Origin of the sequence: Limnohabitans sp. MORI2 (assembly GCF_027925025.1) — a bacterium.
GTDB lineage: Bacteria > Pseudomonadota > Gammaproteobacteria > Burkholderiales > Burkholderiaceae_C > Limnohabitans.
In genome coordinates this window covers 2,127,635-2,148,920 of record NZ_AP027058.1, presented here as the reverse complement: position 1 = coordinate 2,148,920, position 21,286 = coordinate 2,127,635, and the positions used below count along the sequence as shown (strand labels likewise).

22 protein-coding genes are annotated in these 21,286 nt (G+C 55.9%); 11 read left to right on the top strand and 11 right to left on the bottom strand.

The window, feature by feature from the left end; translation table 11 throughout:
• Positions 1–35: 35 nt before the first annotated feature.
• Positions 36–620 carry a phosphoribosylglycinamide formyltransferase gene (gene purN / locus QMG27_RS10210; RefSeq protein WP_281811006.1) on the bottom strand — a complete coding sequence of 195 codons (585 nt, stop codon included), beginning with the start codon at positions 618–620 and terminating at the stop codon, positions 36–38.
• 51 nt (positions 621–671) lie between these two features.
• On the bottom strand, positions 672–914 hold the full coding sequence (locus QMG27_RS10205) for a DUF1653 domain-containing protein (protein ID WP_281811004.1): 243 nt from the start codon (positions 912–914) through the stop codon (positions 672–674).
• A gap of 20 nt (positions 915–934) precedes the next feature.
• Here QMG27_RS10205 and QMG27_RS10200 point away from each other — a divergent pair, with 20 nt between their 5' ends.
• On the top strand, positions 935–2,269 hold the full coding sequence (locus QMG27_RS10200; RefSeq protein ID WP_281811002.1) for an RsmB/NOP family class I SAM-dependent RNA methyltransferase: 1,335 nt from the start codon (positions 935–937) through the stop codon (positions 2,267–2,269).
• A gap of 52 nt (positions 2,270–2,321) precedes the next feature.
• Positions 2,322–3,533 carry a fatty acid desaturase gene (locus QMG27_RS10195; RefSeq protein WP_281811000.1) on the top strand — a complete coding sequence of 404 codons (1,212 nt, stop codon included), beginning with the start codon at positions 2,322–2,324 and terminating at the stop codon, positions 3,531–3,533.
• Positions 3,534–3,653: 120 nt separating this feature from the next.
• Here QMG27_RS10195 and rpmG read toward each other — a convergent pair whose 3' ends face one another.
• The 3 genes from rpmG to trxB all read right to left on the bottom strand — a co-directional run bounded on the left by rpmG (position 3,654) and on the right by trxB (position 5,171).
• Complete coding sequence (gene rpmG, locus QMG27_RS10190) at positions 3,654–3,824, bottom strand: 50S ribosomal protein L33 (protein WP_196986082.1); 171 nt, start codon at positions 3,822–3,824, stop codon at positions 3,654–3,656.
• Positions 3,825–3,849: 25 nt separating this feature from the next.
• A complete protein-coding gene (gene rpmB, locus QMG27_RS10185) occupies positions 3,850–4,083 on the bottom strand; it encodes a 50S ribosomal protein L28 (RefSeq protein ID WP_281810995.1) in 234 nt (77 codons plus the stop codon).
• A 131-nt stretch (positions 4,084–4,214) separates the two neighbouring features.
• The gene (gene trxB / locus QMG27_RS10180; RefSeq protein ID WP_281810993.1) at positions 4,215–5,171 is read right to left on the bottom strand and encodes a thioredoxin-disulfide reductase; all 957 of its coding nucleotides are present in this window, start codon (positions 5,169–5,171) and stop codon (positions 4,215–4,217) included.
• Between the two features lie 104 nt (positions 5,172–5,275).
• Here trxB and QMG27_RS10175 point away from each other — a divergent pair, with 104 nt between their 5' ends.
• The 3 genes from QMG27_RS10175 to QMG27_RS10165 all read left to right on the top strand — a co-directional run bounded on the left by QMG27_RS10175 (position 5,276) and on the right by QMG27_RS10165 (position 8,794).
• Positions 5,276–7,627 carry a DNA translocase FtsK gene (locus QMG27_RS10175; protein WP_281810991.1) on the top strand — a complete coding sequence of 784 codons (2,352 nt, stop codon included), beginning with the start codon at positions 5,276–5,278 and terminating at the stop codon, positions 7,625–7,627.
• Positions 7,620–8,270: an outer membrane lipoprotein chaperone LolA gene (gene lolA, locus QMG27_RS10170; protein ID WP_281814609.1), complete on the top strand. Its 651-nt coding sequence runs from the start codon at positions 7,620–7,622 to the stop codon at positions 8,268–8,270. Before QMG27_RS10175 ends, lolA begins: the two co-directional genes overlap by 8 nt.
• A 161-nt stretch (positions 8,271–8,431) precedes the next feature.
• Entirely contained in the window at positions 8,432–8,794 is a 363-nt protein-coding gene (locus QMG27_RS10165) for a response regulator (protein ID WP_281810989.1), read from the top strand.
• Here QMG27_RS10165 and QMG27_RS10160 read toward each other — a convergent pair.
• Positions 8,748–11,327, bottom strand: a complete 2,580-nt coding sequence (locus tag QMG27_RS10160; RefSeq protein ID WP_281810987.1) for an ATP-binding protein — start codon at positions 11,325–11,327, stop codon at positions 8,748–8,750. The two genes, QMG27_RS10165 and QMG27_RS10160, sit on opposite strands and share 47 nt — an antisense overlap.
• Positions 11,328–11,459: 132 nt before the next feature.
• On the opposite strand from QMG27_RS10160, the gene QMG27_RS10155 reads away from it, so the two are divergent.
• From QMG27_RS10155 to QMG27_RS10135, 5 genes are read left to right on the top strand one after another with little or no spacing between them, the layout of a single operon-like run.
• Positions 11,460–12,746, top strand: coding sequence for a replication-associated recombination protein A (locus QMG27_RS10155; RefSeq protein ID WP_281814606.1), 1,287 nt, complete (start codon positions 11,460–11,462; stop codon positions 12,744–12,746).
• A gap of 3 nt (positions 12,747–12,749) precedes the next feature.
• Positions 12,750–13,679 (top strand): branched-chain amino acid ABC transporter permease, encoded by a 930-nt coding sequence (locus QMG27_RS10150; protein ID WP_281810985.1) that lies wholly within the window; start codon positions 12,750–12,752, stop codon positions 13,677–13,679.
• 5 nt (positions 13,680–13,684) lie between these two features.
• Positions 13,685–14,773 (top strand): ABC transporter ATP-binding protein, encoded by a 1,089-nt coding sequence (locus QMG27_RS10145; RefSeq protein WP_281810983.1) that lies wholly within the window; start codon positions 13,685–13,687, stop codon positions 14,771–14,773.
• Complete coding sequence (locus QMG27_RS10140; protein WP_281810981.1) at positions 14,770–15,540, top strand: ABC transporter ATP-binding protein; 771 nt, start codon at positions 14,770–14,772, stop codon at positions 15,538–15,540. Before QMG27_RS10145 ends, QMG27_RS10140 begins: the two co-directional genes overlap by 4 nt.
• Before the next feature lies 1 nt (position 15,541).
• A complete protein-coding gene (locus tag QMG27_RS10135; RefSeq protein WP_281810979.1) occupies positions 15,542–16,270 on the top strand; it encodes an ABC transporter ATP-binding protein in 729 nt (242 codons plus the stop codon).
• A 21-nt stretch (positions 16,271–16,291) separates the two neighbouring features.
• On the opposite strand, the gene QMG27_RS10130 is transcribed toward QMG27_RS10135, so the two are convergent.
• Genes QMG27_RS10130 through QMG27_RS10115 form a run of 4 tightly spaced genes read right to left on the bottom strand, consistent with a single transcriptional unit; the run spans position 16,292 to position 19,332 of the window.
• Complete coding sequence (locus QMG27_RS10130; RefSeq protein ID WP_281814603.1) at positions 16,292–16,501, bottom strand: DUF2788 domain-containing protein; 210 nt, start codon at positions 16,499–16,501, stop codon at positions 16,292–16,294.
• Positions 16,498–17,271: a DUF2189 domain-containing protein gene (locus tag QMG27_RS10125; protein WP_281810978.1), complete on the bottom strand. Its 774-nt coding sequence runs from the start codon at positions 17,269–17,271 to the stop codon at positions 16,498–16,500. The genes QMG27_RS10130 and QMG27_RS10125 overlap by 4 nt, the downstream gene beginning before the upstream one ends.
• 5 nt (positions 17,272–17,276) lie before the next feature.
• Positions 17,277–18,287 (bottom strand): tripartite tricarboxylate transporter substrate binding protein, encoded by a 1,011-nt coding sequence (locus QMG27_RS10120; protein ID WP_281810976.1) that lies wholly within the window; start codon positions 18,285–18,287, stop codon positions 17,277–17,279.
• A 13-nt stretch (positions 18,288–18,300) separates the two neighbouring features.
• Entirely contained in the window at positions 18,301–19,332 is a 1,032-nt protein-coding gene (locus QMG27_RS10115) for a CDP-6-deoxy-delta-3,4-glucoseen reductase (protein ID WP_281810974.1), read from the bottom strand.
• A 34-nt stretch (positions 19,333–19,366) separates the two neighbouring features.
• On the opposite strand from QMG27_RS10115, the gene QMG27_RS10110 reads away from it, so the two are divergent.
• Positions 19,367–20,290: an NAD-binding protein gene (locus QMG27_RS10110; RefSeq protein WP_281810972.1), complete on the top strand. Its 924-nt coding sequence runs from the start codon at positions 19,367–19,369 to the stop codon at positions 20,288–20,290.
• Here QMG27_RS10110 and QMG27_RS10105 read toward each other — a convergent pair.
• Positions 20,277–21,278 (bottom strand): tripartite tricarboxylate transporter substrate binding protein, encoded by a 1,002-nt coding sequence (locus QMG27_RS10105; RefSeq protein ID WP_281810970.1) that lies wholly within the window; start codon positions 21,276–21,278, stop codon positions 20,277–20,279. The two genes, QMG27_RS10110 and QMG27_RS10105, sit on opposite strands and share 14 nt — an antisense overlap.
• Positions 21,279–21,286 lie beyond the last annotated feature (8 nt).

Here is a 21,286-nt window from a genome sequence, read left to right as displayed (position 1 = left end):
TTCATTCTATGTGACGGTTTTTATTCCGCATTCAATCAAAGCAGCTCCGCCACCGCCTTCGGATAAATCAAATGCTCCTGCGTCAACACCCGCGCAGCCAGTGTGTCTGCGGTGTCGTCGGGTAGCACGGGCACAACGGCTTGGGCAAGGATGGGGCCGTGATCTAGTTCGGCGGTTACGCGGTGCACGGTGGCTCCGGCAAATTTGCAGCCGGCGTCAATGGCACGTTGGTGGGTGTTGAGTCCGGCAAAAGCGGGCAGCAGTGAGGGGTGGATGTTGACCAAGCGGCCTTCGTAGTGCGCCACAAAACCTGGAGTGAGGATGCGCATGAAACCAGCTAACACTACGAGGTGCGGCTGGTGTTTGTCGATCTCGGTCATCAAGGCAGCGTCAAAGGCTTCGCGGGGTTGAGGGGCGCTGGCGAATGCTTTGTGGTCGATCACCGAAGTGGCGATGCCATGTTGTTTGGCAAAGGTTAAACCTTCCGCATCGGCTTTGTTGCTGATGACGGTGCTGATGCGGGCGTTGTAGCGTTGAGCCCAGTTTTGTTCTTCTGCGGTGCGCACGATGGCGGCCATGTTGGAGCCGCTGCCGGAGATCAGGATGACGATGTTTTTCATTGCCGCGAATTATCGGCGGGTGTGAATGAGCGCCTGCATACACAGGGCGTTTTAGGCGTCTGGCACTTTCTCAAAACGCTGGCGCACCACGCCATCGATCTCTACTGTTTCGGCAAACATGGCCGCAGGACGCACCCACAGACCGTGTGCTCCGTACAGGGCGCGGTACACGGTCATGGGCTCTAGTGTTTCGCTGTGGCGCGCGGTGCCAATCACCTCGTATTGGCCGCCTTTGTAGTGGCGGTAGAGGCCGATGGGCGTTTCTTGCAATGGGGGGAGGTCTTGGTCGTTCATAGGATGGGACAATACACCCTATGCATCCTAAAGCCCTGATTGAAGCTTGTACCGAGCTTGTTCGCCTCACTTTGAAGTTTGACCACCCTGCTGATGCGGTGGTGTCTAAGTTTTTCCGTGACTACCGTAAAACCTATGCCTTTGGCCCGCGCGAGCGTGCCGCCTTGGCCGAAACCGTCTACAACGTGTTGCGCAACAAGCTGCGCTATGACCACTTTGCGCCGTCTGGCTCTGGCCCCAAAGAGCGCCGTTTGGCCATTCTCGGGTTTGCCGACCACTTGAAACAGCAAGCGCCCAGCAAGGCCGCGCCCAAAAACGCGAAGCATGCCAACAACGGCCCGCTCGATTTTTTGATGGGCGCATTGAATAAACAAGAGGCCGCTTGGCTTGAAGCTTGTGAATCGGTGAACCCCTCTGACCTGATGGAACGCCACCGTCACAACTTGCCCGAGTGGTTGGTCGAACCCCTCAAAGCACAAGTGGGCGAGGGCTTTTGGCCCTTGGTGGAGCGTATGAACGGCGGCGCGCCGCTGGATTTGCGCGTCAACACCTTCACCGACAAACGCGCCGATGTACAGCACGAGCTGCAACTTGCAGGCATCAAGGCTGAAAACACGCCGTTCTCGCCTTGGGGTTTGCGCATTGACGGCAAGCCGGCGCTGAGTCAGCTCGATGCTTTTGCCCGTGGCGCGATTGAGGTGCAAGACGAAGGCTCGCAGTTGTTGGCCCTGTTGCTCGACGCCAAGCGCGGTGAGATGGTGGTGGATTTTTGCGCGGGCGCTGGCGGCAAAACATTGGCCATTGGCGCGTCGATGCGCAGCACCGGCCGCTTGTATGCGTTTGATGTGTCAGCGCATCGCTTGGAATCGCTCAAGCCGCGTTTGGCACGCAGCAAGTTGTCCAACGTTCACCCATCTGCCATTGCGCACGAGCGCGATGAGCGCGTCAAGCGCTTGAGCGGCAAGATTGACCGTGTGTTGGTCGATGCGCCTTGTTCGGGCCTCGGCACTTTGCGCCGCAACCCAGACCTCAAGTGGCGCCAGTCGCCCAAGGCGGTGCAAGAGCTGACCGAAAAACAGACCTCTATCTTGGCCAGCGCCGCGCGCATGGTGAAGTCTGGCGGTCGTTTGGTGTACGCCACTTGCAGTGTGTTGCCCGAAGAGAACGAAGCGATCGCGCAGGCTTTCAGTGCAGCCCACCCCAACTTTGTGCCCTTGTCAGTGGCTGAAACCTTGACGGAGTTAAAAGTTCTCAACGCCGCCAGTTTGTGTACGACAGACGGGATGTATTTGCGACTTTGGCCACACTTGCACGCCACAGATGGCTTCTTTGCTGCAGTTTGGGTAGCCAAATAAGTACCCAAACCTTAAAATCAAAAGTTGATTTCCACGCGTTGAAAGAGAAGACATGTTGTTACCCGATTGGGCTTGGCTAGACCCTGTGTTGAACTGGCTGAGCAATGGCTTGCTGAACTTTTCTGGTTGGCAAGTGTTCGCCGCCACCATGGTGTTGACTCACATCACCATTGCCAGTGTGACCATTTATTTGCACCGTCATTCGGCACACCGTTCGCTGGACTTGCATCCCATTCCCGCTCATTTCTTTCGCTTTTGGCTGTGGCTCACCACGGCTCAGGTGACCAAAGAGTGGACATCGATTCACCGCAAGCACCACGCCAAGTGCGAACAAGCTGAAGACCCACACAGTCCCCACATTCACGGCATCAAAACCGTGTTGTTCACAGGCGCTGAGCTGTATCGCAAAGAGGCTGAAAACCTCGAAACCCTTGAGCGTTATGGTCACGGCACGCCCAATGATTGGATTGAGCGCAACCTCTACACACCACACTCGGTGTGGGGTGTGGCGTTGATGCTCATCATCGACTTGGCCTTGTTTGGTGCCTTGGGCCTGACCGTGTGGGCCGTGCAGATGATGTGGATTCCTGTCACTGCCGCCGGCATCATCAACGGCGCAGCGCACTACTGGGGCTACCGTAATTTCGAAGCGCCCGATGCCAGCACCAACATCTCCCCTTGGGGCATCATCATCGGTGGCGAAGAGTTGCACAACAACCACCACACCTATCCCACATCGGCCAAGTTGTCGGTCAAGCCCTACGAGTTCGATTTGGGTTGGCTGTACATCCGCATCTTGGAAACCATTGGTTTGGCAACCGTCAAGAAGACGCCGCCCAAGCTCGCTTTTGGTGACATCAAGCCTGTGGCTGACGAGAAAACTCTAGAGGCTGTGATTGCCAACCGTTACGAAGTGATGGCCAATTACGCCACGCAGTTGCGTTTGGCCTTGAAGCAAGAACTGGCCAACATGCCTACTCTGCCTACAGATGCACTGCAGACGGTGGCCAAACGTTGGATGCACCGTGATGCTGAGAAAGTACCTGCATCTGTGGTGGCCCAGTTGGCCGCGGCTCGTTTGGCTTTGCCCGATGTCGACACCATGGTGAAGATGCGTGAAGAGTTACGCCAAATTTGGCTAAACACCCACCACACCCGTGCTCAGTTGGCGCAAGACCTGCAAGCTTGGTGCAAACGCGCTGAAGCCAGCGGCATTGCTGCTTTGCAAGAGTTCTCAATGCACTTGCGTGCGGCGCGTGTGTAAACACTGCAACACTTAGACAAAGGCACCTTCGGGTGCCTTTTCTTTGGCTTGTTGTTTTTGTTGAGGCAACAAAAAACCCGCCATCTTGCGAGAGCGGGTTTTTTATTGGGCCAGCCTGAATTACTTCAGTTTGGTTTCCTTGTATTCCACGTGCTTACGAGCTTTGGGATCAAACTTCATGATCGCCATTTTCTCGGGCATGGTTTTCTTGTTTTTGCTGGTCGTGTAGAAGTGACCAGTACCGGCTGAAGATTCCAGCTTGATTTTTTCGCGTCCGCCTTTAGAAGCCATGATCGTGTCCTTTCAGTGTCTGGAATTAAGCTTGACCGCGTGCGCGCAAGTCAGCCAACACGGCGTCGATGCCGTTTTTGTCGATCAAACGCAGAGCTGCGCTAGAAACGCGCAAGCGAACCCAACGGTTTTCAGACTCTACCCAGAAACGGCGGTATTGCAGGTTAGGCAAAAAACGGCGTTTTGTTTTGTTGTTTGCGTGGGAAACATTGTTTCCCGTCATTGGGCCTTTGCCCGTTACTTCACATACGCGTGCCATGTTGGACACTCCATATCAACGGCGGTCGTTCCCACGAGCGCCTCACCTCGCCAAAAAGGGTGGCGGTAACCCATCTTCTTCGCTGAATTCAGCAAAGCCTGAGATTGTAGCGCCTTTTACAAGGCGTTGGATCAGTGGCTGCCTTGCTCTAAGAAGCGTTGGGCGTCCAAAGCAGCCATACAGCCCGTGCCCGCGCTGGTGATGGCTTGGCGGTAGATGTGGTCTTGCACGTCGCCTGCAGCAAAGATGCCGGGCACGCTGGTCATGGTGGCAAAGCCCTCAGAGCCGCTCTTGGTCAGCAAATAGCCGTCTTTCATGGCCAATTGGCCTTCAAAAATGCCGGTGTTGGGCGAGTGACCAATGGCGATGAAGCAGCCTTGGGTGGCAATCTCACGGGTGCTGCCATCTTTGGTGCTCTTCAAGCGGATGCCTGTCACGCCAGACGCATCGCCCAAGACTTCGTCCAAGGTGCTGTCGGTTTCGAGCACGATCTTGCCTGCGGAGACTTTTTCCATGAGCTTGTCGATCATGATGGCCTCGGCCTTGAAGGTGTCGCGGCGGTGCACCAAGTGCACTTTAGAAGCGATGTTGGAGAGGTACAGGGCTTCTTCCACAGCGGTGTTGCCGCCGCCGACCACGCTGACCACTTGGTCGCGGTAGAAGAAACCGTCGCAGGTGGCGCAGCCAGACACGCCACGGCCCATGAAGGCTTCCTCAGAGGGGAGACCCAAATACTTGGCGGACGCGCCGGTGCAGATGATGAGGGTGTCGCAGGTGTAGGTGCCGCTGTCGCCCATCAAGGTGAAGGGGCGCTTAGAGAAGTCAACCTTGTTGATGTGGTCAAACACGATTTGGGTGTTGAAGCGCTCCGCGTGTTGCTGGAAGCGTTGCATCAGCTCTGGGCCTTGCACGCCGTGCACGTCGGCAGGCCAGTTGTCCACTTCGGTGGTGGTCATCAATTGGCCGCCTTGGGCCATGCCGGTGATCAACAGAGGCTTCAAATTGGCGCGGGCTGCGTAAACGGCGGCGGTGTAGCCAGCGGGGCCGGAGCCGAGAATCAAAACTTGGGCGTGTTGGGTCGTAGACATGGTTGGGGACAGCAATCAAAGAGACAATAAAGCCAAGATTGTAAGAACCTCTTTTTACCCTTGACGGCGCATGGTTGCCGCTCGGGTAAGCTCTGCCTCTAGACATGACTTACTCGCTCAATACATTAAAAAACGATCCGCGTGCCTCTTCTGCCGATGCGGACCATAAACCCACAGGCTTTCGCCGCTTTGCGCAAGAGATTGCGCTGACGGCGGGCTTTGTGTTCATGACCTTTTGGTTGCTGGCGCTCATCACCCATTCGCCGCTAGATCCTGCATGGACCACCTCTGGTGCGGGCAATACGGTGCGTAACTTTGGCGGTCGGGTGGGCGCAATATTTGGTGATCTGAGCTTTTTCTTGCTTGGCTATTCGGTGTGGTGGTGCTATGCAGCAGCCTTGGTGGCATGGTTGTCGGCCTTGGCCAACCGCTTGCGTGATGAGGATGAGCCCGCGCAGGAGCACAACAGCTGGCGCTACACGCGCTTTGCGTTTTGGGCTGGCTTGACCTTGTTGTTGATTTCAAGCACGGGCTTGGAGTGGACCCGCATGTACCGTTTTGAAGACCGCTTGCCCGGACACAGCAGTGGAGGGGTGTTGGGTTATTTGGTGGGGCCGTCGAGTCTGAGCTGGTTTGGCTTTAACGGCTCGTGTTTGATTTTCATTGTGTTTGGCGTCGTCGGCGCTTCGTGGGTGTTTCGCTTTTCATGGGGGCAAACCGCTGAAAACATTGGCGCGTTCATTGATGGCCTGTATGAAAAATGGCGCGAGCGCCGCGAACGCGAAGAAGACGTGGCTTACGGTTTGGTAGCTGCCCGTGAACGTGAAGAAGTGGTGTTGGAAGAGCGTGTAGAAATCAAAGAGCATCCGCCCATCGTGGTTCACATTGAGCCAGAAATTATTGAAGTACCCAAGAGCGCGCGCGTGGCCAAAGAGCGCCAGAAAACCTTGTTCACGGACATAGCCACCGATTCGCGTTTGCCGCAGGTTGATTTGTTGGATGACCCACTGACCCGACAAGACACCGTGTCACCCGAAACGCTGGAAATGACCAGCCGTTTGATTGAGAAAAAGCTCAAAGACTTCGGCGTTGAAGTCCGCGTGGTGGCGGCGTCTCCCGGGCCTGTGATTACCCGCTACGAAATTGAGCCGGCGACGGGTGTGAAGGGTTCGCAAGTGTTGAACCTCGCCAAAGATTTGGCGCGTTCACTCTCGCTGGTGTCGATCCGCGTGGTGGAGACCATCCCTGGCAAAAACTACATGGCGCTGGAATTGCCCAATGCCAAACGCCAGTCGATTCGCCTGAGCGAGATTTTGGGTTCCGACATTTACAACGAGTCCAAGTCGATGTTGACGATGGGTTTGGGCAAAGACATTGTGGGCAACCCCGTGGTGGCCGACCTTGCCAAGATGCCGCACGTGTTGGTGGCGGGTACCACGGGTTCGGGTAAATCGGTGGGTATCAACGCGATGATTTTGTCCTTGCTCTACAAGGCCGAAGCACGCGATGTGCGCTTGCTCATGATCGACCCCAAGATGTTGGAAATGTCGGTGTACGAAGGCATTCCGCATTTGCTGGCCCCTGTGGTCACCGACATGCGCCAAGCCGCACACGGCCTCAATTGGTGCGTGGGCGAAATGGAAAAACGCTACAAGCTCATGAGTAAGCTGGGCGTGCGCAACCTCGCGGGCTACAACGCCAAGATTGACGAAGCAGCGTCGCGCGAAGAGTTCATCTACAACCCATTCAGCCTCACGCCCGAGCAACCTGAACCGCTGCAACGCTTGCCACACATCGTGGTGGTGATTGACGAGTTGGCCGACTTGATGATGGTGGTGGGCAAGAAGATTGAAGAGCTCATTGCACGCTTGGCACAAAAGGCGCGCGCGGCGGGTATTCACTTGATTCTTGCCACACAACGCCCCAGCGTAGATGTGATCACGGGCCTCATCAAGGCCAACATCCCTTCACGTATTGCGTTCTCTGTGGGCTCCAAAATTGACAGCCGCACCATCCTTGACCAAATGGGCGCTGAAGCGCTTTTGGGTATGGGTGACATGCTTTATATGGCCAGTGGCACGGGCTTTCCGGTGCGTGTGCACGGTGCGTTTGTGAGTGATGAAGAAGTCCACCGTGTGGTCGAGTACCTCAAGAGCCAAGGCGAGCCTGACTACATTGAGGGTGTGCTTGAAGGTGGCACAGTCGATGGTGACGGTAACGCTTCAGGCCCTGATTTGTTTGGCGATGTGCCCGCTGAAAAAGACCCCATGTATGACCAAGCCGTTGAGGTGGTGTTGAAGAACCGCAAGGCCAGTATTTCGCTCGTGCAGCGCCATTTGAAAATTGGCTATAACCGTGCCGCCCGTTTGGTGGAAGACATGGAAAAAGCGGGCATGGTCAGCGCCATGAGCAGCAATGGTCAACGCGAGATTTTGGTGCCCAAGCGTGATGAATAAGTGTGTGGCTTTCGCGGCGCTGGCACTGAGCGCCAGTATGGCCTGTGCCAATGGCTTGGACACATTGGAAACGTTTTTGAAATCCACCAAGAGTGGCCGTGCTGATTTCACGCAAGTGGTCACACCACCCGCAAAAGCAGGGCAAACCACAGTGCGCAGCAAAACTTCAACGGGCCAGTTCTCGTTCATGCGCCCCACACGTTTTCGGTTTGATTACCTCAAACCTTTCCCGCAAGTCATCGTGGCCGATGGTCAAACATTGTGGTTGTACGACGCCGACCTCGAGCAAGTGACGGCACGTAAACAAGCGCAAGCGTTGGGCAGTACACCTGCGGCTTTGGTCGCTACCGCCGCAGACTTGAGTGCGTTGCAAAAAGAGTTCAGCCTCGAAGCGCAGGCGGATGCCGATGGCCTGCAATGGGTGCAAGCCACACCCAAGAACCGCGAGAGCACCATCCAATCGGTGCGCATCGGTTTGCGCACGGACGGTGCACAGGTCAGCCTTAGCAAGCTTGAGATTTTTGATGCCATGGGGCAGCGGTCTGTCTTGAGCTTTGAGCGTTTTGAAGTGAACCCTGCGAACTTTGGTGCTGCGCAGTTCAACTTTGCGTTGCCCAAGGGCGTGAGTGTGATTCGTCAGTGAGACTCGCCGAGCGCTGCGAAGAACGCAGTTCATGCATGTCGAATAAATAATTTAATACTTTAGTGCTTACATGTTTTAAATATAAAGAAATTTATTAATTGCGTTGATTTTTATGAGTTATAAACTCGTACTTAAAGATAAGTAAAGAGATACGCAAAGCCATGAGAAAAGTTCTGGTCGTCGACGATAACGCGGTCAATCGCAAGCTTGCTGTGGCGTTGCTCAAACGCCGTGGCATGCATGTGGAAGAAGCGGATGGCGGCAGAGTGGCGCTGGAAATGTTGCTAGCAGGGCAGTTCGATTCGGTATTGCTGGATATCAGCATGCCCGTGATGGATGGCAAAGAGGTCTGTCAAATTATTCGCAACACCCCAGCATTGATCGGCTTAAAGGTGGTGGCATACACAGCGCACGCCATGGAGTCTGAGCGGCAAAGCATCATGGCCGCAGGTTTCGACGACTTGTTGGTGAAACCCATCAGTGGCCAAGACTTGCTGCGTGTCCTACCTGATGAGCTTGCTTGAGTTCAGGAATAGAAAACTCAAAATAAGAGCCGACACCGATTTCTGAAGTCAGCTTTAGTGTGCCGCCCATGAGCTTCACAAACTCGCGAACCAAAGCCAAACCCAAGCCTGTGCCGCCATGTTCGCGTGTGACAAATGAGGTGGCTTGACGGAACCTCTCAAACACCACTTCTTGCACATGAGGGGCGATGCCCGGCCCTGTATCTCGGACACCCACCACCAAGGCTTCACCCATCCAATCGGCGGTTAGCGTGATGTTTCCCGCATTGGTGAATTTCACTGCGTTACTGAGCAAGTTGTTGATGACTTGACGCAACCGCGTGGGGTCCGTGTACATGCGCTCAGGTAAGTTGTCCGCGAGTTGAGCGTTCAATTGCAGGCCTTTTTGAATCGCGCAGTTGGTGTGCAACAGAGCCACTTCGTCAAGCAGGGTGCGAACATCAACCGCGACACACTCGAGTGTCATGTGACCTGCTTCAATCTTCGCCACATCCAGCATGTCATTGACGACAGATAACAAGTGCTGACCACTTTGATGGATGGTCTGAGCGAATTCACGCGTTTCAGAGTCTTTGGCGTCTTCCAAGATGATTTCTGAAAATCCCAAAATGCCATTGAGTGGTGTTCGCAACTCATGCGACACATTCGCCACGAAATCGCTTTTCATTTGGCTGTTCTCTTCAGCTTGACGACGCGCAGCTTCGCTTTGCTCTAAAGAGGATTGCACGCTGTCTGCCATGTGGTTGAGTGAGTGGTTCAAATGCCCGAGCTCATCGTTGGCACCGCGTTCAAAACGAAAGGACAAGTCGCCCGCTTCGATGCGTGCCAGACCTCCGACCAAGTCGGTGACGCGTCGTGTGAGGACTGAGGCTAACCAAATGGCAACGACCAGCACAAGAATCAACATCACCATAGTTGAGCCAGAGAGGTCTGCCGCGGTGTAGTTGACCGAGCGCTCAATCATTTCCTGCAACCCAGCTTGCTTACGCTTGAGCCGCTCAGTGAATTCAGTGACTTTGTTGTTGATTAACTCAGTTGTTGCAACAGCTGGTGCATGGAAGTCTTCTACATTCGCACCAATCGTGACGTAGCCAAACCCTCGGGGTGAGTTGGCATATTGGCCCGTGAAATAAGGAATCGCTGCAGCAGTCGTTCGCTTCCAAACGCCAGACCACAAAATCAGAAAAGAACCTGATCCGCCGTATTGCGTTAAGTCATGCCAGCCTTGGCACTGCGGTGCAAAGTTGAGGTAGCGACAGTCCAGTCCTAGCAAGCCAGCGCGCGTGAGTTCTTTGGCGGGTTTCTTGTCACGGCTTTGGTTATCAAACGTACGGATGTTGCGCAAAAAATCGGTGAGGGGTTGTTTGCTCGCCTTCCACTGTTGGTAAATGCTGTTTTCCAACCATGGCGTCGCGTACTCGCCCGTATCAGGGTCAAAACCAGTGATGGAGTGGTGGCGGGGGTGTGCGATGTTGCGATCTTTGTGGTCCCACATGAAAGCGTAGTTGCCGCTGCTGGCATCGGGCACAGCGGTGTAACGCTCGGGCGTGGGGGTGAGGTTGTCTGTGAAGCTGCGAATGTGCGTGTGGTTGAGCGCCATCGTCACATAGCCAGTGATGACATGGTCTTTGACCACGGGTGTCGCCCAGCGCACGATGCCCTGAAAGGGTTTTCCGTAGGGGTTCTCCTGCCCGGCAAAAGCTTCTTTCTCTGGCTCGTAGGGGATACCAGCTTGTTTGGCATGGTGCGGCGTGACAGGGCCAATCAAGCGAGAGGGAACATAGGGGCCGATGACCTCTGAAACATAAATTTGCCCAGGCTTCAAGCTTTTGAGGGCGCTGAAATACGTTTCGGCTTTGCTCCATGTGTTGGCTTTTTGTGAGACATCTCGCAGCTCTTTCGGCAGCACGTTGCCTTGTGTAGCTTTGATGATTTCTTGCCCGTTCAAATCGACAAACGTCAATTCGTAATAAAGCGGGCTGGGGTTGTTGCGGTTCACTGCTTCAGGCGGACGAGAGTGAAAGTCTTGCAAGTTTTCTGCGTTCTGCGATGACGCAAGTTCAAACGTGGGCTCGATTTTGTTTGTTGGCTCCCAACTTTGACCATCAGATGCAAGTTTCCAAGCGCCAATTTCGGTGGTGAAGCGGGTTCTTGTTTCAAGAAAGGTCTTGTACTGTTGCTCGTTGGTTGGCAAAGCCGCCGCCAACAAAATGTCGCGGTCACGGTCATACAAAAAATCGGCGACTGCACGTGCTGTATCTGTTGTGAGGCGTTCGAGTTCTTCTCGTGCGCGGTCGTCCAAGGCGCGTACGGACTCCTTGGCAAAACGGGCGCTCATGTCCGCCACCGTGGTTTTGACTTCTTCAGCGAGCTGATCGGTTTCTTGGGTCAGACTCTGTCCCAGTTGTTCCACCCCTTGCCAAGCCAAGTACGCGAGCAAGATGAGCGGCACGACTTTGATGACCACGAACAAGGCGATGAGCTTGGAGCGGATGCCAAATTTGATCACCGTCCAGTGATCTTGCGTTTTCATTTTTTATTTAAACTTAATAAATTAATGCTAGTTAATTATAGGTTCTGATTGCTTTGGCGGACTAAGCATCCCATCGGATGCTTAGCTGTAGATGGCTACACTTCCCGCACACTTTGAGAAGCCAATAACTTGATTGCCACTCACATTCCTCTCGCTGAACGTCTGCGCCCTCGCAACTTGGGTGAGGTCATTGGCCAGCAGCATTTGCTGGGCGAGGGCATGGCGCTGCGCGTGGCGTTTGAGTCGGGCCAGCCGCACAGCTGCATTCTGTGGGGGCCGCCGGGCGTGGGTAAAACCACCATCGCGCGCTTGATGGCCGATGCGTTTGACGCGCAGTTTTTGTCCATCAGCGCGGTGTTGGGTGGTGTGAAAGAAATCCGCGAAGCGGTGGAGCTGGCCCAAACGGCTCGCGATTCGCTCGACCCCAAACGCACCATCATGTTTGTGGATGAGGTGCACCGCTTTAACAAGAGCCAGCAAGACGCTTTCTTGCCACACGTCGAATCAGGCCTGTTCACTTTCATTGGCGCGACCACCGAAAACCCATCGTTTGAGGTGAACTCGGCCTTGCTCTCGCGTGCAGCGGTGTATGTGTTGCAGTCCTTAAGCGTAGACGACTTGCGCCAAATCATTGCCAAAGCACAAGCCATTGGCGCGGTGCCTGCCCTGCAAGACGCGGCGCTGCAACGGCTCATTGCCTATGCCGATGGCGACGCACGTCGCTTGCTCAACACGCTTGAAACCTTGGCAGTGGCGGCGACGCGCGAAAAGCACAACGAAATCACCGACGAATGGCTCCTCAAAGTCTTGGGCGAGCGCATGCGCCGCTACGACAAAGGCGGCGAACAGTTTTACGACACCATCAGTGCCCTGCATAAATCGGTGCGTGGCTCCGATCCCGATGCCGCGCTGTATTGGCTGGTCCGTATGTTGGACGGTGGGGCCGATCCGCGCTACATGGCTCGTCGCCTCATTCGCATGGCTGCTGAAGATATTGGTTTGGCTGACCCCCGCGCCTTGCGCTTGGCACTCGACGCGGCCGAGGTGTACGAGCGTTTAGGCTCGCCCGAAGGCGAGCTGGCGCTGGCCGAGTGTGTGGTGTATTTGGCCGTGGCGCCCAAGTCCAACGCCGTGTACAAGGCTTACAACGAAGCCAAAGCCCTGGTAAAAAAAGACGGCAGCCGCCCCGTGCCCATGCACCTGCGCAACGCCCCCACCAAGATGATGAAAGACATGGATTGGGGCAAGGGCTACCGCTACGCGCACGACGAAGAAGACGGCTTTGCCGCAGGCGAGAACTACATGCCACAAGGCTTAGAAGGTACGGGCTTTTACCGACCTGTCGAGCGTGGCTTAGAGATCAAAATCGCCGACAAATTGCGCCACTTGCGCGACAAGAACAAACAAGCAGGTCAATAACAAATGGACGTTTTGCTTCAACAAGTCATCAATGGCTTGGTGCTCGGTAGCATGTACGCGCTGGTGGCACTGGGCTACACCATGGTGTACGGCATCATCAACCTCATCAACTTTGCGCACGGTGAGGTGTTGATGGTGGGGGCCTTGTGTAGTTGGTCGGTGGTTGGGATATTGCAGCCTCTCATGCCCGACACACCAGGCTGGGTGCTTCTCTTGATTGCCATGGTGTTGGCCTCTATCGCAGCAGCGGCCCTGAACTACGCGATTGAAAAAATTGCTTATCGTCCGCTACGCAACGCCCCTAAGCTGGCCCCGCTCATCACCGCAATTGGCATGTCCATCTTGCTGCAAACCCTGGCCATGATTGTGTGGAAGCCCAACTACAAACCCTTTCCCACGCTGTTGCCCACCACGCCGTTTGAAATTGGTGAGGCTGTCATCACGCCCACGCAGTTGATGATTTTGGGTTTGACCGTGGTGGCCTTGGCGGTGTTGTCATGGTTGGTGAACCGTACCAAGTTGGGCCGTGCGATGCGCGCCACAGCCGAGAACCCACGCGTGGCCAGCCTCATGGGCGTCAAACCCGATGTGGTGATTTCAGCTACCTTCATCATCGGCGCAGTGCTGGCCACGATTGCAGGTGTGATGTGGGCCATGAACTACGGCACGGCCCACCATGCCATGGGCTTTTTGCCGGGCCTCAAAGCGTTTACCGCTGCAGTGTTTGGCGGTATTGGCAATTTGGGTGGTGCGGTGCTTGGCGGTGTGTTGCTGGGCTTGATTGAGTCGATTGGCTCGGGCTATTTGGGCGAGCTCACCGGTGGTGTGCTGGGGAGTCACTACACCGACATCCTCGCATTCATTGTGTTGATCGTCACACTGACGCTGCGCCCCTCGGGCCTGTTAGGCGAACGCGTGGCTGATAGGGCTTGATCACCATGACACACAAACTCTTTTCTAATCGTTGGCTGATGGCCGCCGTGTTGTTGGCGTTGCCCTTGCTTCTGCAAAGTTTCGGCAACGCGTGGGTGCGCATTGCCGATATGTCGTTGCTGTATGTGTTGCTTGCGCTGGGTCTGAACATCGTGGTGGGTTACGCCGGTTTGCTTGATTTGGGCTATGTGGCTTTCTTTGCGGTGGGGGCCTATATGTTTGGCCTCTTGGCTTCGCCGCATTTGACGGATGTGTTTCCGTGGATTGCCGCCATGTTCCCCGAAGGCTTGCACATGAGCTTGTGGCTCGTGTTGCCTTTGGCAGCTGGTTTGGCGGGCTTGTTTGGTGTGCTGCTGGGTGCGCCTACTCTGAAGCTGCGGGGCGACTATCTGGCCATCGTTACCTTGGGCTTTGGCGAAATCATCCGCGTGTTCCTCAACAACATGGACCATCCTGTCAATCTCACCAATGGCCCCAAAGGCTTGGGCCAGATTGATGCGGTGAGTGTGTTTGGTTATCCCTTGTCTAAGCGTTTGGATTTGGGTTTTATCGAGTTGCCATCGGTGACTTTGTACTACTACCTGTTCCTCGCCTTGGTGGTGTTGAGTGTGATCATCTCGCATCGTTTGGAGTACTCACGCATTGGCCGTGCATGGATGGCGATTCGTGAAGACGAAATTGCTGCCAAAGCGATGGGCCTGAATACCCGCAATTTGAAGCTCTTAGCCTTTGGCATGGGTGCCACATTTGGCGGTATTTCGGGGGCCATGTTTGCGGCCTTCCAAGGCTTTGTGTCGCCTGAGTCGTTCAGCCTCATGGAGTCAGTGATGATTGTGGCCATGGTGGTGCTGGGAGGCTTGGGACATCTGCCTGGCGTCATCCTAGGAGCCGTGCTGTTGGCTGCGTTGCCCGAGGTGTTGCGCTATGTGGCCAGCCCCTTGCAAGCCATGACCGATGGGCGTTTGGATGCCGCCATCTTGCGCCAACTGCTGATTGCTTTGGCCATGATTACCGTCATGCTCTGGCGGCCACGCGGTTTGTGGCCCACACCTGAACATGGCAAAAACCTCAACCCACAAGGAGGTGCGCGATGAGCGACCTCGTGTTGAATGTCTCCGGCATCTCCAAGCGCTTTGGTGGTTTGCAAGCCTTGACCGACGTGCGTATGCAGATTGAGCGTGGCCAAGTGTATGGATTGATTGGTCCTAACGGCGCAGGTAAAACCACGTTTTTCAATGTCATCACAGGTTTGTACACCCCCGACAGTGGTCGCTTTGAATTGGCGGGCCAGCCGTATGAACCCACCGAGGTGCACCGTGTGGCCCAAGCCGGTATTGCGCGTACCTTTCAAAACATCCGTTTGTTTGCTGACATGACGGCTCTAGAAAACGTGATGGTGGGACGCCATGTGCGCACGCACTCGGGCTTGTTGGGTGCAATTTTCAGAACGGCAACATTCAAAGCGGAAGAGTTGGCGATTGAACAACGTGCCCGCGAACTACTTGACTACGTGGGCATTGCCAGCTTGGCCGACTACAAAGCGCGCACGCTGAGTTACGGCGACCAACGTCGCTTAGAAATTGCACGCGCTTTGGCGACCGACCCGCAACTCATCGCGCTTGATGAGCCTGCGGCTGGCATGAACGCCACCGAAAAAGTACAGCTGCGTGAGCTGATCGACAAGATTCGCAGTGACCATCGCACAGTGCTCTTGATTGAACATGATGTGAAGTTGGTCATGGGCTTGTGTGACCGCGTGACCGTGCTCGACTACGGCAAAGTCATTGCGCAAGGCACACCTGCTGACGTGCAGCGCAACCCGCAAGTGATTGAAGCCTATCTCGGCACGGGAGGGCACTGACATGAAACACAACAACGCAAGCGTGCTCTTGAGCGTCCAGGATGTGAAGGTCGCCTACGGCGGCATTCAAGCCGTCAAAGGCGTGAGCCTAGAGGTGCGCGAGGGTGAGCTGGTCTCGCTCATTGGCTCCAATGGCGCAGGTAAAACGACCACCATGAAAGCCATCACGGGTCTGCTGCCCTTGGGTGGCGGTCATATTCAGCTGAACGGCAAAACCATTGACGGTCAAGGCCCTTGGGATTTGGTGCAACAAGGCCTCGCCATGGTGCCCGAAGGCCGCGGTGTGTTCACGCGCATGACCATTGTGGAAAACTTGCAAATGGGCGCCTACATCCGTGATGACAATGCAGCCATTGCCGATGACATCGAGCGCGTGTTCACCACCTTCCCGCGTCTCAAAGAACGCCGTGATCAATTGGCAGGCACCATGTCAGGTGGTGAGCAACAAATGTTGGCCATGGGCCGTGCGTTGATGAGTCGCCCCAAAGTGCTGTTGCTCGATGAACCATCGATGGGCTTGTCACCCATCATGGTGGACAAAATCTTTGAAGTGATTCAAGATGTGTCCGCTCAAGGTGTGACGATTTTGTTGGTGGAACAAAACGCCAGCCGTGCACTGCAAATTGCCGACCGTGGCTATGTGATGGAGTCGGGTTTGATCACCCTCAGTGGTAATGCACACGACATGTTGCACGACCCTAAAGTGCGTGAAGCCTATCTGGGTGAATAAGCCTGTGTCGGTGAGGAGGGTTTAGCCCTCCATCATCCAAATCAACACTTGTTTGGCAATGAAGCCCACCATGCCAAACGCCAACACCAAAAACAGCACAAACGTGCCGAACTTGCCCGCTTTCGATTCGCGTGCAAGCTGGTAGATGATGAATAGCATGTACAGCATGAAGCCGCCCACGCCAAAGGTCAGCCCAAATTGGGCAAATTGTTCTTCTGTCATAAAAATCAGTGCACCGTGGGGTCGTAAGCCACCAAGTCACGGTAAGCATGCCAACTGGCGTGGCCCAACATGGGGACAACGCCTAACAAACCCAAAAACGCGGAGCCAATGCCCAGCGCCGTGAATAAACACAAAATACCCGCCCAGCAAGCCATAGCCACTGGGTTCATGGCCACCACACGCCAGCTGGTTTGCACGGCTTGTTGCAAGGTTAGGCTGGGGTGATCCATCAACAAAGGAATGGTGACCAAGGTGGAGGCAAACATCGGCGCAGCGAGCAACGCCCCCATGATGACCCACAGCTCAAACAATCCGAATTGCGGCTGCAACACAACCAAACGCACAAAATCGGCAGGGGTGTGCACACTGGCGGGCAGCATCCACTGAATCAGCGCTGCCGAGCAGACCAGCCAGCCCGCACTTGAGACTGCAAGCAACAAACCAAACTGGATCAAGCGCTTGTCGCCACAGGTCCAAATGCGAAAAGCGTCGGTGAGCGTTGCTTCTTCGCCGCGTTCTAGGCGACGGCTGATGTCGTACAAGCCCGTGGCTAGCAGCGGTGCAATGATCATGCTCACAGACAACATGGCCGCAATCCACCAAAAGTCGTGACGTGCAAACCAAAACAAACCACCCGCCACCAAAGCCAAAATCAAGCCGTGGGTGACGCCTGCGGTGGGGCAGCGTTCCATGTCTTTCCATGCCAAGGCCAGCCAGTGCATGGGGCGAAATGCCTCAATGTCTTTGACTTCGAGGTGGGGGTGTGCAGGGGTGGACATGCGGATCAATCGATGCGTGCGCCGGAGCGTTTGATGATGGGGGCCCATTTCACCGACTCATCGTGAATGAGTTTGGTGAATTGTTCAGGCGACCCTCCAATGGGTTCAAGGCCTGCACCTTTGAGGCGATCTTTCACAGCGCTGTCGTGGATCGCAGTGTTCAAGGCCGTGTTGATGCGATCCACCACATCACGCGGGGTGCCCGCAGCCACCAGCACGCCGTTCCATGCCAAAGCTTCAAAGCCTTTGAGCTCTGGAACGCCGCTTTCAGCCACGGTGGGTACATCCGGTAACAAGGGGTAGCGTTGTGCGCTGGTGACGGCCAAATACTTCAAACGCCCTTGCTTGACTTGGGGCGCGATCACTGTGGGAACAGAGGCCATGAACTGGGTTTCGCCAGACATGGTGGCCATCACGGCAGGGGGGCTACCGTTGAAGGGAATGTGCACCGCATAGGTGTTGGTCACAGCCTTGATGTATTCCATCGTGAGGTGTGAGGAGCTGCCATTGCCGACCGATGCGAAGTTGTAGGTGCCTGGTGACTTTTTCATCAAGGCAATCGCTTCACGCATGGTGCTGACGGGCAGCTGGGCGTTGACGGCAATGACATTGGGCTGTGAGGTTGTGATCATCACCGGCTGCAAGTCTTTGAGAGGCTGATAAGGCAGCTTGGGATAAAGATAAGGCGCAAATGACAAGGGGCCGTTGTAGGACATCACCCATGTGTAGCCATCCGGTGCGGACTTGGCCACCTCGTTGGTGCCCAAGGTGCCACCAGCTTGCGGCTTGTTTTCAATCACAACGGCTTGTCCCAAGCTGTCTTTGAGCTTGTCTTGCATCGCGCGTGCAATGACGTCGAGTGACGAGCCAGCAGGTGCGACCACGATCCAACGAATTGGTTTGCTGGGGAAACTTTGCGCATGAGCGCTGGAGATGCAAAACCCTGCACCCAAGCTCAGCAAAGCAGGCAAGAGACAAAGCAGTTGGCGGCGAGGAAATGTGTGAGGGTTCTGCATAGTTTTCTCGTGTTTAGGCTTTGTCGGCCGCAGAGGTGAACGAGTCGGCGTAGAACTCGTCCGCTGGCAAACCCGCTTGTGTGTAGGCGGTGCGTGCTGAGTCCACCACGATCGGTGCGCCGCAGGCATACACCTGATGGCCGCTGAGATCGGCGTGGTCTTGCAATACGGCAGCATGCACAAAGCCTGTGCGACCCGTCCAGTTATCTTCCGGCAAGGCGTCTGACACCACGGGGATGTAGGTGAGGTTTGGCATGACAGCCGCTTGCGCTTGCACCCAGTCGTTCATGTACAGGTCCGCAGGGCGGCGGCCACCCCAGTAGAGCGACACAGGGCGTCTGAGCCCCAAGTGTTGCATGTGCTCCAAGATGGCTTTGATGGGCGCAAAGCCAGTGCCAGAGGCCAAGAACACCAAAGGCTTGTCTGAGTCTTCACGCAAGAAGAAGCTGCCTTGTGGGCCTTCGATGCGTTGGATTTCTTTTTCCTTCATCGCACCAAACACGTGGTCGGTGAACTTGCCGCCGGGCATGTGGCGGATGTGCAGTTCAATCGCGGGTGCACCTTCGACAAATGTGTGCGGTGCATTCGCCATGGAGTAGCTGCGGCGATCGCCATCGCGCAGCAAGAAGTCGACGTACTGACCGGCATGGAATTTCATCGGGTCAGTGGCGGGCAGTTGCAGTTTGACGATCATCACATCGTGTGAGGCCTTCTCCAGCGACATCACGCGCACGGGCATCTTCTTGATGGGGAAGGCGCCTTCTTCCACCACTTGGCGCGACTCCAGCACCACATCGCTGTGCGCGGTGGCGCAGCAGGTGAGCACAAAGCCATTGGCGGCTTCTTCAGCGCTCAGCGCTTTTTCTTGGTGGTTGCCGTGGGTGACTTCACCCGAAATCTTTTTGCATTTGCACGAGCCGCACGCGCCGTCTTTGCAGCCGTAGGGCAGGCCAATGCCTTGGCGCAGGCCAGCGGCCAGCAAGGTTTCGTCAGAGGTGGCGGTGAATGCGCGGCCACTAGGTTGGACCGTGATGTTGAAACTCATCTTTGGGTATCCTTGAACTTTTATAGGGTGTATTTTGCCTTCCAATCAATCCCCCCTCGGCGCTTTGCCCTCTCGCTTCAAACGCGAGCGTTTGCTCATCATCGGTTGCGGTGATGTGGGGCAACGCGTGGTGCGCGTGCAGCGCCATGTGCGTGTCGTGGCTCTCACCTCTAGCCCCGAGCGCGTGGCCGCTTTGCGCGCCCAAGGCGTAACGCCTGTGGTGGGTAATTTGGATGTGCCAGCCAGCTTGCAACGCTTGGCCGGTTGGGCCACACGGGTGTTGTATTTGGCGCCCCCGCCATTGCAAGGCAGCACCGACCCGCGCACTTTGGCGTTGACCCGCTTGTTGATGCGCCGCACCGCACCGCTGAGCTTGGTCTATGGCTCAACCAGCGGTGTGTATGGCGACTGCGCGGGTGAGTGGGTGAGTGAGAGCCGCACGGTCAAACCCATCACGCCCAGAGCGCAGCGGCGTGTGGATGCCGAAGCACGTGTGCGCCATGTGGGGCGTTTGCGTTCGAGCGCGGTGCGGGTGAGTGTGCTGCGCATTCCGGGTATCTATGCGCCTGACCGCGAGGGCGGCACGCCGCGTGAACGCCTGATGCGCGGTACACCGGTACTTGCCCGAGAAGAGGATGTGTTCACCAACCACATCCACGCCAACGACTTGGCCCGTGCCTGCCAGCTGGCGCTGTGGCGTGGCAAGCCTCAACGCGTTTACAACGTGAACGACGACTGCCAGTTGTTGATGGGCGACTACTTTGACATGGCGGCTGATTTATATGGTTTAGCCAAACCACCGCGCATCAGCCGTGCACAGGCGCAAACCGAGCTGCCCGCCATGCAGCTGAGTTTCATGGGCGAATCACGCCGCATGGTGAACACACGCATGAAGCGCGAGCTGCGTTTGCAGCTGCGCTACGCGAAAGTGGAGGATGGGTTACTTAGTCGAACTTGATGTTGCCTGCCTTGATAGCCTTGGCCCAGCTGACGGTGTCGCGCTCTAGCAGCTTGGTGGTGTTCTCAGGTGAGAGGTAGCGCACTTCCACACCTGCAGCATCGGCGCGTTGCTTGGTTTCGGCTTGCTCCATGCTGCGCTTGACGTCGGCCGATAGCTTTTGCACCACGTCTTTTGGGGTGCCGCTGGGCACGTACAAGGCCACCCACGACTCCAACTCAAAACCACTCAAGCCCGCCTCTGACACCGTGGGCACTTGTGGCATTTGTGGATGGCGTGTTTTGCCCGTTACCGCCAATGCTTTGAGCTTCCCGCTTTGCACATGGCCCATCACAGACGGTGGCGTGGTGATGAACACCTGCACTTGGCCCGCCAGCACATCTTGAATGGCTTGACCTGAACCCTTGTAAGGGACGTGCGTCATTTCAATGCCAGTTTGTTGTTTGAAGATTTCCGTGCCGATGTGAGACACCGAGCCATTGCCCTGCGAGGCGTAGTTGAGCTTGCCTGGGTTTTGTTTGGCCCATGCGATGAACTCTTTCAAGTTGTTCGCAGGCACGGAAGGGTGTACCGCAATCACGTTGGTGGCCACTGTGATGAGGCCGATGGGTGTGAGGTCTTTCAAGTCCCAAGGGAGTTTGTCCATCAGGATTGGGTTGGCAATGTGATAGCCCGAGTACGACACCAACACGGTGTAGCCATCTTTCGCGCTGCGTGCCACGTTGGAGTAGGCCAAGTTGCCGCTGCCGCCTGGCTTGTTGTCCACCACCACAGATTGACCTGTCACGCGAGACAAGGGCTCGCTCACCAAGCGTGCCGATGTGTCCACCAAGCCGCCGGGTGGGTTGGGCACCACCAAGGTGATGGGCTTGCTGGGGTAGGCGTCGGATTGCGCGTGTGCGACCAGGGGCGCGATGAAGGTGCTTGCGCTGATGACGCTGGTCGCCAACAGCGCTGCGTTGAGGTTGCGGCGTGTGAGATGTTTCATGTCATGTC